Genomic DNA, 14728 nt, shown 5'->3' with positions numbered 1-14728 from the left:
ACAGGTGTTTTCGCTTTTATTTATCATCTTTTTTCTTTTTGTCTTCCTTTTCTTTATTTTCTTTTTTCGCCTGCTCTTGCTCGGCTTTCTCCTTTTCAGCCTTTGCGGCTTCTACGTCCGCCTGGCTTTGCTCGGTGTTTGCCTGCTGGTTTTCATCAGTTTTAGCTTTCTGTTCATCTGCTGTCCGCTTCAATTCTTCAAGTTCTTTTTCGAGCGGTTCCAGCTGTTTCTGCCTCTCATCACTGGACAATTTATCATCAGCTTTAATGTCATCTGTATATTTCATAAGTGCCAACATAATCTGTGCATTGTTTTCCAGCTTACGGGCCGTCTCAAGCGCTTCTTTATTGGCGCCGCGTCCGATCTGAATCCAATAAAGGAAGTTATTCGGATCGACTTGAAGCGTCAGGCTCTTCATAGCATCTTCCTGTAAATCCGCTTCCTTCAGTACATTGTCAACGATGATATACGAATAAGCCAGCTGATATTGAACAGAATCAGGCATCTCGCCGGCATCATATTTATCAAGCGTACTGATGACTTTGCTGTACTGTTTATTTAAGAAGTAGCGGTTGCTTTCGATAAACGCCTGCTGTTTCGGTTGTGCAAAGAATAATGAGTAGAAGGAAAATAAAACAGCCGGTATTAAGCATAAAATAAGTCCTAACCCTATGTACCTTTGAATCTTCCATTTCTTCTTCGGAAGATGGACAAGCGTTTTTTCTTCGGCATCCAGTTCATCGATCCTCTTTTGAATGACGGCTTTCAAATCGCCGTACGTCCCGCTTGTGATGATGTCTTTTACCTGATCTGAAAACTTGATGGTTTCGCTGTATTTTAAATACTCTTCAAAAGTAAACTGCCCGTCGACAGCAAGCGCAGCAGCGGCTTTCACTTCATTGAAAAGTCTTTCTTCGTCGTCTTCATATGGCGGAATGCTTTCTTTCACTCCATAATGTAAAAATTTAGGTGTTAATCCTTTGTCAAAAACAATGTTTTCAGGCGCAGCGATCAGGTGCAGCCTTTTAATTGAATGTTCTTCGACGGCTTTCACGAGCTGGTACGCAAAAAGCCATTTGCTTTTTTTATTTTTTCCTTTTATATAACGAAATTCTTTATATTCGGAAGGAGGCTGAATCAAAATTTGGACTTCATCATCGGTCATGACGGTTTCTTTATTAAAGGAAGGATCGACTTCTTTGATGACGTTTGCTTCCAAGCCGTTCACAAGATTGATCTTTTCTCTTTGAAAACGAAAGATATATGAACCGTCTTCTTTCGTCATGACGGCCTCTAATTGGTCTTCGAGATACGTTTTCTTTTTCTCTGCCATTCACCCAGATCCTTTCATAAAATTTCCAGGCGGTCACCTGTCGTAATTCCACATTGCGATAATGTATATTCGCCTGAAAAAACGGCATCTTTATTTGTCACCCTTACCCAGTAGCCTTCCCGGGGAGGTACCGGTATGCTTTTGGCTTGCCACGCGATGTCGATTACCTTTTTAACAGAATGGTAATCTGACAGTCTGAGGTCAAAGGCGCTGCCGTCGTAATGTTTTAAATCGATGGTAATGTCAACATACACCAGTTCATCACCTCTCAATAGAAAAAGCGCCGTCATCTTCTTTTGAATTAGGCGCTTCTCTCATTCTTCTAATCTGTAAATTAGCCGCGGATTTGGCTAGCGATGTCTTGGTCAGTGCTTTCAAGAGTGTTAGCAGTCTGATGAAGTTGTTTAGAAACGTCGCTTAGAAGTTCAGCCATTTTAATAAAAGAAGGTCTTAGCTCTTGATATTGCTCTGAGAACGCACGGCTTGATTCACCTTCCCACATATCTTGAAGCTGGTTGATCATTTGATCAAGGCGCTGATTGACCTGTTCAGTCACATCTCCGCTTTCTTTTTGATATCTGTCAGCCATTTGCCGCAATTCAGCCGGCGTAACACGAATGATTCCTGACATATTCCTTATACCTCCTGCGCTATTCGCCCTAGATATGGGCTAAATAACTTATTTTTTTGAACGCTTTTATTATAAAAACAAGATTGAGGCACAGTCAAACAAATCTGTTGTTATTTTACAAAATGAGTCTAAAGGTTTATCATTCCTCTATTTCCACCCAGCAAAAATTATAGAAATCTAGTAAAATTATCTCAATTTTCTTCTCTCGTAACATTTGAATCAAATGGCATGGTTCTGTTTACCCACTTGAGTCTGAACCGTTTCCATAGGATAAAGGAAGGATTGCATAAGCGCAAAAAAAGCCCGCCTCTAAGAGAGGCAGGCTTGTCTCGATCAGCCCGCTTTCAAGCCGGCTGATTTTTGTTTTTCCTTATTATAATGGTGCAAAAAGAAATCGTCAGTTTCCGCCCGAATGACTTTCCATAAGAGCACAAGGGCGATTAAGTTCGGGATCATCATTAATGCGTTCGCCATGTCGGCAAAAGCCCATACAGTATTGAGGCTTGCGACTGCACCGTAATATGCAGCGATGACATAAACGACACGGTAAACCGGCACCCATTTTAAACCAACTAAATATTCCAGACATTTTTCTCCATATACATACCAACCGACAATGGTTGAATAGCCGAAGAAAATAACTGAAAACGTCACAATGTATTTACCCGCGGCTCCGAGCGAAGAAGCAAACGCGGCGTTTGTCAGCGCGCCGGCGTCAAGCGATGTATCGTGGGCAACACCAGAAAGCAGACCGCCTGAAGGATCCCAAAATCCCGTAATAATGAGGACGAGCCCGGTCATTGTACATACGATCAATGTGACGATGAATGTTCCCGTCATCGCAACCAATGCAGCCTTGACGGGGTGATCGGATTTCGCGTTTCCTGCGATCAAAGCAGCGGTACCAAGACCCGCTTCATTTGAAAAGATTCCTTTCGACATGCCGTTTCTGATCGCCTCAGACACGACTACACCTGTAAAGCCCCCAGCGGCTGACACCGGATTGAAGGCGTGATAAAAAATCAGCTGGAACGCCGGAATGATTTGATCATAATGAAGGAAAATAATGATCAGTGAGCCGCCGATATAAAGAATCGCCATGACCGGCACGAAAATGCTCGCCACCGTGCTGACACGCTGAAAACCGCCGAAGATGATCGCGGCTGTCAATATCGCGAGCACAAGACCGATGATCCAGCCTGGAATTCCGAAGCTGTGTGTGACGACTTCCGAAATCGTGTTGGACTGGACGGAATCCCCGATTCCAAAAGAGGCAAGCACACCTGACAATGCAAATAAAACGGCAAGCGGCTTCCACTTCTTCCCGAGCCCTTTTTCGACATAGTACATCGGTCCGCCCGAATATTCGCCCCGCTCATTTTTGACGCGGTATTTCGTGGCGAGCAATGCTTCGCTGTATTTCGTAGCCATCCCTAAAAGACCGACGAGCCACATCCAAAACAAAGCCCCCGGACCTCCAACCGTAATCGCCGTGGCTACACCGGCAATATTCCCGTTTCCGATCGTTCCGGCAAGCGTCGTCATCAGCGCCTTGAAATTGCTGACATCACCGTCTGCTCCGGCTGATTCTTTCTCTTTCCCGAATGCAAGTTTGAATGCATATATCAATCTTTTAAATTGAAGCCCCCGCAGGATGAACGTCAAAAATAAACCGGTTCCCACAAGCAGAATGATGCCCGGGACTCCCCATAAAAAGCCGTTGATTTTCTCTAGAATCGCCAATGTTCCTACTCCTCTTATTTCAGAATAATTAAATTTGGTGTAATACATCGCTACGTTTATGAAAAATAATAAATCGTCAGCGACTTTTTTGTTGATTTTAACAAACAACTATATTCATAATAAAAGTAAGATGGGTATATGTCAAAATTTTTTCATGCAAACATAAAAGTAGGGGTTTTTTTATGAACAATCGAAACAATCCTTTTAAATATCAATATGACCGTTTAGAAGATGTGGCAGATCACATCAGCGAGGTGCTGGACTGTCCGATTACAATAGAAGACATCAACCACCGTCTCCTTGCTTACAGCACCCACAGCGACTACACGGACCCGGCGAGAACGTCAACGATCATCGGAAGACGCGTGCCGGAAAAGGTCATCAACAAGCTTTGGAAAGATGGAACGATTCCCGCCTTGATGAAAACCGACGAACCGATCAGGGTTGAGCAAATCGATGAAGTCGGCTTGTCGAGCCGCGTGGCGATATCAATCTGGAAAAACAGCGAGGTTATCGGTTTTATCTGGGCGCTGGAAAGCCAAAAAACGCTGTCGGAAGACGAGCTTCATCTTTTGAAGCTGGCTGCGGATTCCGTCAAAAACAAGCTGCTGCCTTATCAAGTCCGAAAAAGAAAAAATGAACAGCGCAGCCAGGAATTTTTCTGGAAGCTCTTAACCGGGCATATTTCGGAAGATCAGGAGATCTCCGACGGCTTTCATCAGCTTGGTATCGGGGTACCTTCAACTTACTCGGTCATCATCATCCGGCTGAAAGACGAAATCGAAGAAAAAACCGAAAAACAGCTCCACTACTTGCTGGAGACGACGCAGCAGGTGCAAATTCTTCTGGCTACAATCGATTATAATGAGCTGATTGTCCTCGCTTCGCCAAAAACGGGGCAAAAGGGACAGCCGTTCAATGATTTAAAGCAATTTGCCGCGAATATACAAAAGCAGCTTGAAGAGCGCTATAAACTGAACAACTGCACGATTGCGATCGGCGGAATGTACAGCTTGATCACCCTTGTACACCAGTCTTATCAGGAAGCGCTCTCGGCGCTGAAGGTCAAGGAGCGTTTTCCCGAAGAAACAAGGCAGCTCGTCAGCTTTTCAGAACTCGGCATCTATCAGTATCTCGACGTGCTCAGCGAAAAACGAAAACACGCAAGCTATCCAAACTATTCTTTAATGCAGCTTGAAGCATATGACAAGGAGCACCACTCCAATCTTGTCGAGACGCTTGAGCAGTTTATCGAATGCGACAGCAACGTCAACACCGCCGCCAAAAAGCTGAACATTCACGTCAACACGCTGAACTACAGGCTGAAGCGCATCAGTAAAATCGCCGAAATCGATTTAAAAAACATCAATGAAAAATTTACGATTTATCTGGAAATCAAGCTTCGCAACATGCATTTGTGAAATTCCACAAATGCATGTTTTTTTATTTTTCGATCCAAACAAAGAAAATTCTAAAAAGTCAGTATAAACTAAAACAACAGCATTTTTACAGAAAAAGGAGGAATGATGGGATGATTATCGGCGTACCGAAAGAAATCAAAAACAATGAAAACCGTGTTGCCTTGACTCCCGGTGCAGCTTCTCAACTGATCGCGGCAGGACACCGCGTCATCATCGAAAAAGACGCGGGGGCTGGAAGCGGGTTTGAAAATGAAGATTACGTCTCAGTGGGAGCGGAGATCTCAGAACAGGCGAAAGCCGTCTGGGAAGCAGCTGATATGGTGATGAAAGTCAAAGAGCCGCTTCCTGAAGAATATCCGTATTTTAGAGAAGGGCTTATCTTGTTCACTTATCTGCATCTGGCCGCAGAGCCTTCCCTGGCTGAAGCATTAAAGCAAAAAGGCGTGACAGCCATTGCCTATGAAACGGTCAGCGACGGCCGCTCCCTTCCTTTACTGACGCCGATGTCAGAGGTAGCCGGGCGGATGGCCGCTCAAATCGGCGCCCAGTTCCTTGAAAAGCCGAAAGGCGGAAAAGGCATACTATTGGCCGGGGTACCAGGAGTCGCGCGCGGGAAAGTGACGATCATCGGCGGAGGCGTTGTCGGCACAAATGCGGCAAAAATCGCGGCGGGTCTGGGAGCCGACGTGACGATGATCGATTTAAGCGCGGAACGTCTGCGCCAGCTTGATGATCAATTCGGCAACCAAATCAAAACTTTGATGTCCAATCCGGTCAACATCGCTGATGCCGTCGCTGAAGCCGATCTCCTCATCTGCGCGGTGCTGATCCCGGGTGCCAAAGCGCCGACTTTGGTGACGGAAGAGATGGTCAAACAGATGAAACCGGGCTCGGTGATCGTTGACGTCGCAATCGATCAAGGCGGCATCGTCGAGACGGTGGATCACATCACAACCCACGACAATCCGACCTATGTCAAACACGGAATCGTCCATTACGCCGTTGCCAACATGCCCGGGGCCGTTCCGCGGACATCCACAGTCGCACTGACGAATGTAACGGTTCCGTACGCGCTTGAAATCGCAAATAAGGGCGCGGAAAAAGCGATACTTGAAAACCGTGCGCTAAAAGCCGGCGTAAACACAGCAAACGGCCATATCACTTATGAAGCCGTAGCCAGAGACTTAAACTATGATTACGTTCCGGCAGAGCTTGCGATCGAAAATTCGTCGTCAACCACCGGTGCATAGCATCAAAAAGACAGAGCCTCGGGAAACAGCTCCGAGACTCTGTCTTTTTCTTTTATTCCGTTTTCCGCCGATCCTGAATCAATTTTGCGGTAATCACAGAAACAGGGATCGCCGCAAACAGAACGATTCTCCACAGCGTCCTGTCTGAGGCATCGCCGGCTGCGGCAAACAGCGGCAAAACCGCCGCAGCTGTCAGCGCAAATAAAACAGCAAAAGCCTTTTTCTTGAATGATGCGATCAAAAGCCAAAAACATACGGTCAGCATGCAAAATATGAGCAGCTGTACGAAAAACATTTCATCCTCCCCCCGTTAATCAAAGCTGTACCTTTCTTCTTTCCAAGGATTTCCCCTCATATGGTACCCGTTTTTCTCCCAAAAGCCCGGATGGTTTTCCTTTGTAAACTGAATGCCCCTCAGCCATTTGGCGCTTTTCCAAAAATACAGATGCGGCATGACCGCTCTGAGCGGAAAACCGTGCTCCGGTGTGAGCGGGGCGCCGTTGTGGGAATGAGCCAAAAGAGACGAATTCTTTAAGAAGTCTTCGAGCGGAACATTCGTCGTCCAGCCTTCCTCTGCATGCAAGATGACAAATTTGGCTTCGGGAAGCGGCTTTACTCTTTCAGCGATCTCCTTTGTTTTGATCCCTTCCCAGACATTATCGAGCCTGGACCAGCCTGTTACACAATGAATATCATTGGACACTTCGCTCTGCGGCATGTCATGCAGATCATTCAAAGACAGCAGGAGCGGCTGTTCGACAAGTCCGTAGACTTGCAAATTCCATTTTGAGAGGTCTTTGTATTCCGGAACATCGCCTGCATGAAGAACAGGAAAAGATGTCGTGACATTTTGGTTTGGAGGCACCCTGTCGGACTTGTGCGGTTTTGTTTTTCCAAAAAACACGAAAGACCCCCCTTTGTTAACTTTGTTCAAAAAGCGGTTGACAAACTATTTTACGATCTCTTACGATAAGGTTGTGTTGAATCACTGAGGAGGAACAAAGATCATGAATAAAAAGAAACTTCGCGCCGCTGATATGGCGCTTGTCGGAATGTTTGCCGCCCTCATGGGGATCGGCGCTAATATCACTTCGTTTGCCCCGTTTCTGCAAATCGGCGGTATTCCGCTTACGATGCAGCCTTTCTTCTGTCTGCTTGCCGGGCTTCTGCTCGGCCGCAAATTAGGTGCGCTATCCATGATCGTTTATGCGTTAGTCGGCTTTGTAGGCGCTCCTGTATTCGCTTCTTTTTCAGGCGGTATTTCCGTTCTTTTCAAAGGAAGCGCCGGATTTATTCTATCCTACATTCCTGCCGCATATGCCGCGGGCTGGATCACGGACAAAGTATCAGAACCGAGAACAGGCCACTTTTTCACAGCTTCATTGATCGGTACACTAATCATTTATCTGATTGGCGTCAATTATACGTATCTCGCGTTTTCAACTTGGCTCAATACACCGTTGTCTTATTCAGCCGTTTGGAAGATGATGACCTGGTTCTTCGTGAAAGACTTGGCATTCTCCGTTCTGCTCGCCGCGCTCACCTCAAAGGTTTTCCGGGCGGTTCAAAAAGGCGCAGGCTTCAGAAGAAACCCGACCTATTGATTAAGAGCAGGCGGTGCGGTTCTCTTTTTATTTTAACAAACATAGAAAAAAATTCCCCTCAAAGTGAGGGGAATTTTTTTAAAGAACAATCGCCGCGATCCAGCCAAACAAAATCAGCGGAATATTATAAAAGATGAATGTCGGAACACAAGTGTCCCAAATGTGGTGGTGCTGTCCGTCTGCATTTAATCCTGATGTCGGGCCAAGCGTGCTGTCGCTCGCAGGTGAACCGGCGTCTCCGAGAGCCGCTGCCGTCCCGATAATGGCGATGGTCGCCATCGGACTGAAGCCAAGCTGCATGCAAAGCGGCACAAATATCGTTGCGATAATCGGAATCGTCGCAAATGATGAACCGATCCCCATTGTGATCAATAAACCGACAATCAGCATCAGCAATGCGCCGATCACTTGATTATTGCTGATGAAACCTGTTGACGCTTCAACAAGGGCTTTGACATCGCCCGTTTTCTCAAGCACATTGGCAAAACCGGCTGCGGCCAGCATCACAAATCCGATAAACGCCATCATGTTCATGCCGTTTGTGATCAATTCGTCCGCTTCGCCGCGCTTCATCGCTCCGCTTAAAAACAAGACCGCCAAACCGCTGAGCGCGCCGAAGATCATTCCGTCGACGTCTAAACTTTGAGACAAATAAAGCTGTACGCTTAGTGATACAGCGATGGCCAAAGCGGCAATCGAAAGGCTTTTTTTCGTATAAGCCGCCGATTTTTGACCGGCGATTTCCTTCATTTCGTACGTGCGCGGTTTGCGGTACACAAAAGCAGCAGCAGCCAAACCGGCAATCATCCCGGCGATCGGGATGATCATGGCGATCGGAATATCAGCCAATGTGACCGAAAGGCCGGCATCTTTCATATTGTCTTTCAAAATCCCCTGGAAAATCTGACCGAAGCCGACGGGAAGCAAAACATACGGAGCTGTCAATCCGAATGTCATCGCACACGCAATCAGGCGGCGGTCCACTTGCAGCTCATTCAAAATTTTCAATAGCGGCGGTATTAAAACAGGGATAAATGCGATATGAACCGGAACGATATTTTGAGACATACAAGAAATGATTAAAATCACGAAGACGATCAGCGCTTTTGAAAGGGTTTTGCGCCTTGTATCGCCTTCTTTGCCGATCAGCTTGACAGCAGCTTCAACCATGGCATCCGGAAGACCCGTTTTCGTCAAAGCGACCGCAAATGCGCCGAGGAGCGCGTAGCTGACAGCGACGGTTGCGTTCCCGCCGAGTCCTTCCGTGAATACGCTGACCGTCTGGCCGAGACCGAGACCGCCCGTCAGACCTCCTGCAAGAGCGCCCACAATCAAGGCAAGAACAACATTGACTCGCAGCAGGCTTAATATAAGCATGACAATAACAGCAATCACAACTGCATTCATATTTGAAACCTCCGAACAAACGCTTTAGTTTGCTAATGTAGTAGATAATTAAAGTAATGAACGTATATTACCACATGTTTTATGAATGCGTCAATGAGGCTCTTCTGTATTTTTCATAAAAAAAATCCCCTTCTGTCAAAGGGGATAAAAACCTACAATTGATCCGAAAACCGCTCGACAAACGTGACAAGCGTCCTTACCATCACGCCCGTTCCGCCTTTCGGTCCAAAGCATGAACTTTGAGATGTCGTTGCCGTTCCGGCGATGTCAAGGTGAACCCATGGCGTCCGCTCGGCGAATTCACCGAGGAACGTTCCGGCCATAATCGCATGGCCTTCCCTGCCCGGTGAATTGTTAAGATCGGCCATTTGGCTGTTTTTTACTCTTTTTTTGTCTTTTTCTGTAATCGGAAGCTGCCAAATCGCTTCTCCCGCTTCTTCAGCCGCCTGTCTCACCTGCTGATAAAGCGGATCATGATTTGTCATCGCGCCTGTCGTTTCCGTTCCCAAAGCTACGACGACACCTCCGGTCAGTGTCGCGACATCGATCAACACGGAGGCTCCGTGGTGCTTTGCATATGTCAGTCCGTCAGCGAGCGCCAGCCTTCCTTCGGCGTCCGTATTCAAGATCTCAATCGTCTTGCCGCTCAAGGAAACGATAACATCGTCCGGCTTCATTGCGCTTCCCGAAATCATGTTATCAGTCGATGGGATCACGGCAAGCACGTTTTGTTCCGGCCTTAATTCACCGATCGCTTCCATCGCTCCCAAAACGCTGGCGGCTCCGCCCATATCTGACTTCATGCCGACAATGCCGCTCTTCGTCTTAATCGAATAGCCGCCGGTATCAAACGTGATCCCTTTGCCGACTAAACCGATGACATCATCCCATGCTTCCTTTCCCTGATATTTTAAGACGATCATTTTCGGCGGCTCTTCTGATCCTTGGTTGACCGCGAGGAGACCGCCCATCCCGAGCTCTTCCATTTCAGCCTTTTCGAGAATTTCACATTCAAATTCGTATTTTGCTGCCAATTCAGCGGCGTATGACGCGAGATCCGCCGCTGTCAGCATGTTCCCCGGCATGTTCACGAGGGTTCTCGCCGAATTCGTCGCATTTCCGTACACCTGCCCGACATGCAGACTCGCCTGAATTTCCTTCAGGTCATGGTCTGTCAAAACATAGACGCTTTGCAGGCATTGATCAGGTACATTTGCTCTGTGCTTGTAATCCTGCACTTCATAGCATGACAGCATGCACGATTCAGCCAATGCATGCGCGGCGTCAGCGGCTGGTACCTCTTCAGATACGAAGCTGTCGAGCATGACGGTTAACTCCTGCTTTCGATCTTTGTGAATCTGCTGAACAGCTTCGGCAAAGCACTGTTTCGCATCCTCGAAGGTAAATTCCGCTTCACGGCCCAATCCGACGATATAGATGCGTTTGACTCCCTGAAGGGAAGGGGTAAATATTTTAGACACTTTCGTTTTTTTGGAAGATACATCCCCGTCTTTCAGCAGCTGAGAAAGCTGGCCGTCCAAAAGGCGGTCGATTTCTTCCGCCTTCCCGTACAGCTGGCTTTTTTTAAACAGTCCGATTAAAAGCGTTTCTTTTTTTTCGAAGTCTTTAAAGGCATAAAACATGCGTTCACAGCTCCTTATCAGCAAAGTGAGTAAAATTGAAACAACAATGTTATAATAGGAAAAACATTTTTTCCCGATGGGGTTTCATATTATATATTTTAGCAAATAACTGCGTGCTTTTTTGAATTCATCTCTATTTTCTTTATAGAAAGGATGTTCTGCAAAATGGAAATCCTCACAAACTTTCCTTTACTGGCGAGCTTTGCCGCGATCTTTTTCGCTCAGTTTATCAAGGTGCCCATTTACTTTGTCGTCTCTAAAAAATGGGATTGGCGGCTCGTCACAAGCACTGGCGGAATGCCGAGCTCACACTCAGCAGCCGTTACGGCGCTTTCAACCGGCGTGGCTCTTGATCACGGGATGGATTCTTCTTTGTTCGCCGTTTCCGCAATATTTGCCGTTATTACGATGTTTGATGCAACCGGAGTGAGAAGACATGCCGGAGAACAAGCAACAGTGATCAACCGGCTTGTCCGCGATTTCAACCGCTTTGTCAACGAAGCGAAGGATTTCCCTAAAAGCCATCAGGAAGAAAAACAGAAGAAGCTGAAGGAACTGCTCGGCCATCAGCCGATTGAAGTTTTTTTCGGCGGTTTGACCGGCATTGCCCTGACGCTGCTTCTCGATTACTTATTGATGTAGAGCAAAAAAACGTTTAAGACGCACAGGTCTTAAACGTTTTTTCTTATTCTTTCGCCATTTTATATTTTTGTCTGAATACTTGCATCGATTTATTTTCATTCAGTTTCAGGAGATCCTCTTCGGTAATGGTGCCGTTTCCTTTTTTAATGACATACACATCAAGTGTTTTTTTGCCCCACTCTTTATAAACATCTTCAACCGTCTCATAGTACAAATCAAGCCGGTTCCCTTTGATGGCTGATCCGGTGTCCGCAACAACGCCATAGCCGTAGTCCGGTATGAACAATATCGTGCCGATCGGAAAGACCGACGGGTCGGCAGCAACGGTTGAATATAAATCTCTTTTAACTTTGACTCCCGAATATGTAATCCCGTAATCTGGATGATGAGGCTGTTTTCCCGTCGATTCCGCCCCTGCTGTATATCCGGTCGCGGTGACTTTTTGCTTCGGATACTTGGTCCAGTCAAAGGCATCTTCAAGCGATTTCGGTTTGTTTTTAATTTGTTCTGCGGCAGACAGAGACGTTTTTTCCGCTTTTTCTTTCGGAAGTGATTTAAAGGTGAGCATCAGCTGTTTCAAGGACAGATCGCGTTCTTTCGCCCAGCTGGATATGTCCTGTGCTTCCACGCCTGAAACGGCAAAGAAGGTCGTCATAAAAGCAAAGACAAACAAAACTGTCATCAAGAAACGCCGGAACATTGTCATCACTTTTCTCAAATCTTCCACTCCTCTCACCATCTAGTTGTTTCCAAGCGGAAACAGAAATATTCAGATGGCGGAAAAATTTTAAGAAAAGTGAAAAAATTAAATTCAAAAAAACCCTCTCCCTTGAAGAAGAAGGCTTAAAACATTTGATATCCCCTTTTTCGCAACGCTTTAATCGTAACACCCGACAACAGGGCTCCCGCCATTCCGCTGGCTAAAATGATGATATCGGCAGCAGCCAATGAAGCCACTCTGTCAAAAAGGCCGGAAAATGCCTCTCCCGGCGCCTCTACATAGCGAATCAGCTTTTCTTTATTCACAATGAAAAGGCATACAATTGGATAAATGACAGCCATGATCCATGACATCCTGAGCAGCATATTCAGCAGAAAACCGATGCCGAAAAACAGGACGAAAAATAAGACAACTGAAATGATGACAACTGGTAAACTAATCAAAGCCTCCACCCCCAATTCACCTCTTTTAGTGTACATTGGGGAAGGAACTTGAGTCAATCATTGGAAAGCGGCGATCAGCGGTCTTTTCCCGTTCCCTTGCAGTTGTTGCACGTTTCCGAACCACCGAGCAGAAGCTGAAAATAGCCTTTTCCCGAACAAAATGGACAGGTTGATTCAAGGCGATGGGTTGATGTCGTCTTCATTAGATACTCACCTTTTTCTTAATTTTCTGATAATATATCATGAACATTGTCAATAATAAAGTCAGAAAATATAACAGATCATTTGATGTAAGCGCTTAAAAGCTAAGCTTTCTTCCTTTTTCTTTCGTTTTTGAAGTTTTTAACCCCGAATAAAAAGCCCGCAGCTTCCGCTGCAGGCTTCGATTCCGCTTAGAAAAATTTAAACTTTCCTTTTTTCAGAACAAGTCCCGGCCCGCCGATCAGGAACAGCGAGCGGTTGTCGATAATTTTTTTCATCATGGACGCCGTCGTTCCCGTCATCTTTCTCCCGAATGCGACGCCGATTGCATCATGTTCGCCGAGAGAAGCGACAGAGCCTTTATTATCGAATGAGAACGTTTCCGTTTCTTTGCCGTGAATCAGTGCGGCCAAATTGTTTGCGCACGTTTCGCCCTGCTGCATGGAAATCTGCGCAGTCGGCGGATAAGGCCTTTCGGTTTCTTCATTTATGATCAGCGAGCAGTCTCCGATTACAAATATATCATCATGGCCTTCAACGCGCAGATCAGGTTTTACCTTCACACGGCCGCGCATGTTTTCAAAGCCTGATTCTTCTATGATCGGGTTGCCGCGGACACCTGCGGCCCATACGACAGTGCCTGCTTTGATTTCTTCGGTCTGATCGTCTTTTCCACAGATGATTCCGTCAGGCGTGCATTCTTTCACAGCCGTGCCGATTTTGAATTCAACGCCTTTTCCTTCAAGGTAGTTGACCGCATAATCGACAAGCTCAGGATCAAAGCCCGGGAGAACGGACGGCGCGGCTTCCACGCATATTAAACGAACCTGCTGGCGATCGATATCGTATTCGCGGCACAGCTCAGGAATGCGGTTGCCCAATTCGCCCAAAAATTCAATGCCGGTAAAACCCGCTCCTCCGACAACGATCGTCAGGCGTTCCGGGCGCTTCTCGGCTTCTGTGTTATACGTCGCAAACTGATATTCAATGTGCTCGCGAAGCTGCCGGGACGAGTTGATGTTTGAAATGGAGAAAGCATACTCTTTCAATCCAGAAATTCCGAAAGTTTCAGGGACGGCCCCCAGCGCTACGACAAGATAGTCGTAACTAAGCTCGCCGGTTTCAAGGACGACTTTCTTTCCTTCTTTATCGATTTTCTTTACCGTATCCTGAACGAAATTGACACGGGATGTATTGATGACGTCTTTAATCTGATAGCGGCATCTGTCATGATGAAGTGTACCTGCGCTCGCTTCGTGCATCCAGGTTGTCTCATAATGATAATTGTGCTTGTTGACAAGCGTAACATCCGCTTCATTGACGCCGATTTTTTTAACAAGTCTCGTAACGGTCATTAATCCACCATAACCTGCACCTAATACTACTACTTTTGGCTTATTCAACGGAATCACATCCACCTTTTCTGTATTTTACTGCTAAGCCGGATTAAAAATAGCCTTTGGGTTATCTTCTGCCGGCTTCAGGCTTTTTATGAAAAAAAGTTTGTGAAACCCTTCACTTTAATTTGCCGAACAACGGAATGTTTTTCGGCTGTGCGTCGAAAAATATTCACGAATCTTTAACAAAATGTTCACAACTACATCATAGCCGCTCGCTTTTGCTTTTTCAAGGTTAAATATGCTCGGGCGGCAGACTTTAGATCAGACGGTAATATTTTCCGATCTTAAA

General features: G+C 46.3%; 16 protein-coding genes. 4 read left to right on the top strand and 12 right to left on the bottom strand.

Features of this window, described 5'->3' with window-relative positions; translation table 11 throughout:
* Window positions 1-16: 16 nt before the first annotated feature.
* From essB to LQ247_RS04700, 4 genes are all read right to left on the bottom strand, one after another.
* Window positions 17-1333, bottom strand: coding sequence for a type VII secretion protein EssB (essB, locus tag LQ247_RS04715; protein ID WP_035337611.1), 1317 nt, complete (start codon window positions 1331-1333; stop codon window positions 17-19).
* Between the two features lie 14 nt (window positions 1334-1347).
* Entirely contained in the window at window positions 1348-1587 is a 240-nt protein-coding gene (locus LQ247_RS04710; protein ID WP_020452810.1) for an EsaB/YukD family protein, read from the bottom strand.
* Window positions 1588-1667: 80 nt separating this feature from the next.
* Window positions 1668-1964, bottom strand: coding sequence for a WXG100 family type VII secretion target (locus LQ247_RS04705; RefSeq protein WP_003184900.1), 297 nt, complete (start codon window positions 1962-1964; stop codon window positions 1668-1670).
* Window positions 1965-2297: 333 nt separating this feature from the next.
* A complete protein-coding gene (locus LQ247_RS04700) occupies window positions 2298-3755 on the bottom strand; it encodes an alanine/glycine:cation symporter family protein (protein WP_043054604.1) in 1458 nt (485 codons plus the stop codon).
* Window positions 3756-3889: 134 nt separating this feature from the next.
* Between LQ247_RS04700 and LQ247_RS04695 the strand changes: the two genes are divergently transcribed.
* Together LQ247_RS04695 and ald are read left to right on the top strand one after the other, a co-directional pair.
* Window positions 3890-5128 (top strand): PucR family transcriptional regulator, encoded by a 1239-nt coding sequence (locus tag LQ247_RS04695; RefSeq protein WP_020452812.1) that lies wholly within the window; start codon window positions 3890-3892, stop codon window positions 5126-5128.
* 110 nt (window positions 5129-5238) lie between these two features.
* Window positions 5239-6378, top strand: coding sequence for an alanine dehydrogenase (gene ald, locus LQ247_RS04690; protein WP_144498850.1), 1140 nt, complete (start codon window positions 5239-5241; stop codon window positions 6376-6378).
* Window positions 6379-6430: 52 nt separating this feature from the next.
* Here ald and LQ247_RS04685 read toward each other — a convergent pair whose 3' ends face one another.
* Together LQ247_RS04685 and LQ247_RS04680 are read right to left on the bottom strand one after the other, a co-directional pair.
* Window positions 6431-6673 (bottom strand): hypothetical protein, encoded by a 243-nt coding sequence (locus LQ247_RS04685; protein WP_144498852.1) that lies wholly within the window; start codon window positions 6671-6673, stop codon window positions 6431-6433.
* Between the two features lie 15 nt (window positions 6674-6688).
* Window positions 6689-7282 (bottom strand): sulfite oxidase-like oxidoreductase, encoded by a 594-nt coding sequence (locus tag LQ247_RS04680; protein ID WP_059231512.1) that lies wholly within the window; start codon window positions 7280-7282, stop codon window positions 6689-6691.
* Between the two features lie 103 nt (window positions 7283-7385).
* Here LQ247_RS04680 and LQ247_RS04675 point away from each other — a divergent pair, with 103 nt between their 5' ends.
* Window positions 7386-7982, top strand: a complete 597-nt coding sequence (locus tag LQ247_RS04675) for a biotin transporter BioY (RefSeq protein ID WP_144498854.1) — start codon at window positions 7386-7388, stop codon at window positions 7980-7982.
* A gap of 78 nt (window positions 7983-8060) precedes the next feature.
* On the opposite strand, the gene LQ247_RS04670 is transcribed toward LQ247_RS04675, so the two are convergent.
* Both LQ247_RS04670 and LQ247_RS04665 read right to left on the bottom strand, forming a co-directional pair.
* On the bottom strand, window positions 8061-9389 hold the full coding sequence (locus LQ247_RS04670) for a Na+/H+ antiporter family protein (RefSeq protein ID WP_025809768.1): 1329 nt from the start codon (window positions 9387-9389) through the stop codon (window positions 8061-8063).
* Between the two features lie 152 nt (window positions 9390-9541).
* Window positions 9542-11032 (bottom strand): leucyl aminopeptidase, encoded by a 1491-nt coding sequence (locus LQ247_RS04665; protein ID WP_020452817.1) that lies wholly within the window; start codon window positions 11030-11032, stop codon window positions 9542-9544.
* A gap of 165 nt (window positions 11033-11197) precedes the next feature.
* On the opposite strand from LQ247_RS04665, the gene LQ247_RS04660 reads away from it, so the two are divergent.
* Window positions 11198-11674: a divergent PAP2 family protein gene (locus LQ247_RS04660; protein WP_003184918.1), complete on the top strand. Its 477-nt coding sequence runs from the start codon at window positions 11198-11200 to the stop codon at window positions 11672-11674.
* A 43-nt stretch (window positions 11675-11717) separates the two neighbouring features.
* Here LQ247_RS04660 and LQ247_RS04655 read toward each other — a convergent pair whose 3' ends face one another.
* The 4 genes from LQ247_RS04655 to LQ247_RS04640 all read right to left on the bottom strand — a co-directional run bounded on the left by LQ247_RS04655 (window position 11718) and on the right by LQ247_RS04640 (window position 14448).
* The gene (locus tag LQ247_RS04655) at window positions 11718-12383 is read right to left on the bottom strand and encodes a 3D domain-containing protein (RefSeq protein ID WP_023856175.1); all 666 of its coding nucleotides are present in this window, start codon (window positions 12381-12383) and stop codon (window positions 11718-11720) included.
* A gap of 134 nt (window positions 12384-12517) precedes the next feature.
* A complete protein-coding gene (locus LQ247_RS04650; RefSeq protein ID WP_011198260.1) occupies window positions 12518-12838 on the bottom strand; it encodes a YuiB family protein in 321 nt (106 codons plus the stop codon).
* 74 nt (window positions 12839-12912) lie between these two features.
* Window positions 12913-13041: a YuiA family protein gene (locus LQ247_RS04645; RefSeq protein ID WP_023856176.1), complete on the bottom strand. Its 129-nt coding sequence runs from the start codon at window positions 13039-13041 to the stop codon at window positions 12913-12915.
* Between the two features lie 189 nt (window positions 13042-13230).
* Entirely contained in the window at window positions 13231-14448 is a 1218-nt protein-coding gene (locus tag LQ247_RS04640) for an NAD(P)/FAD-dependent oxidoreductase (RefSeq protein WP_026580067.1), read from the bottom strand.
* Window positions 14449-14728 lie beyond the last annotated feature (280 nt).

It is taken from the genome of Bacillus sp. BS3(2021) (assembly GCF_021043345.1).
GTDB lineage: Bacteria > Bacillota > Bacilli > Bacillales > Bacillaceae > Bacillus > Bacillus paralicheniformis.
Note: the sequence above shows the minus strand (reverse complement) of the source record. Positions and strands in the feature narration are given on the sequence as shown.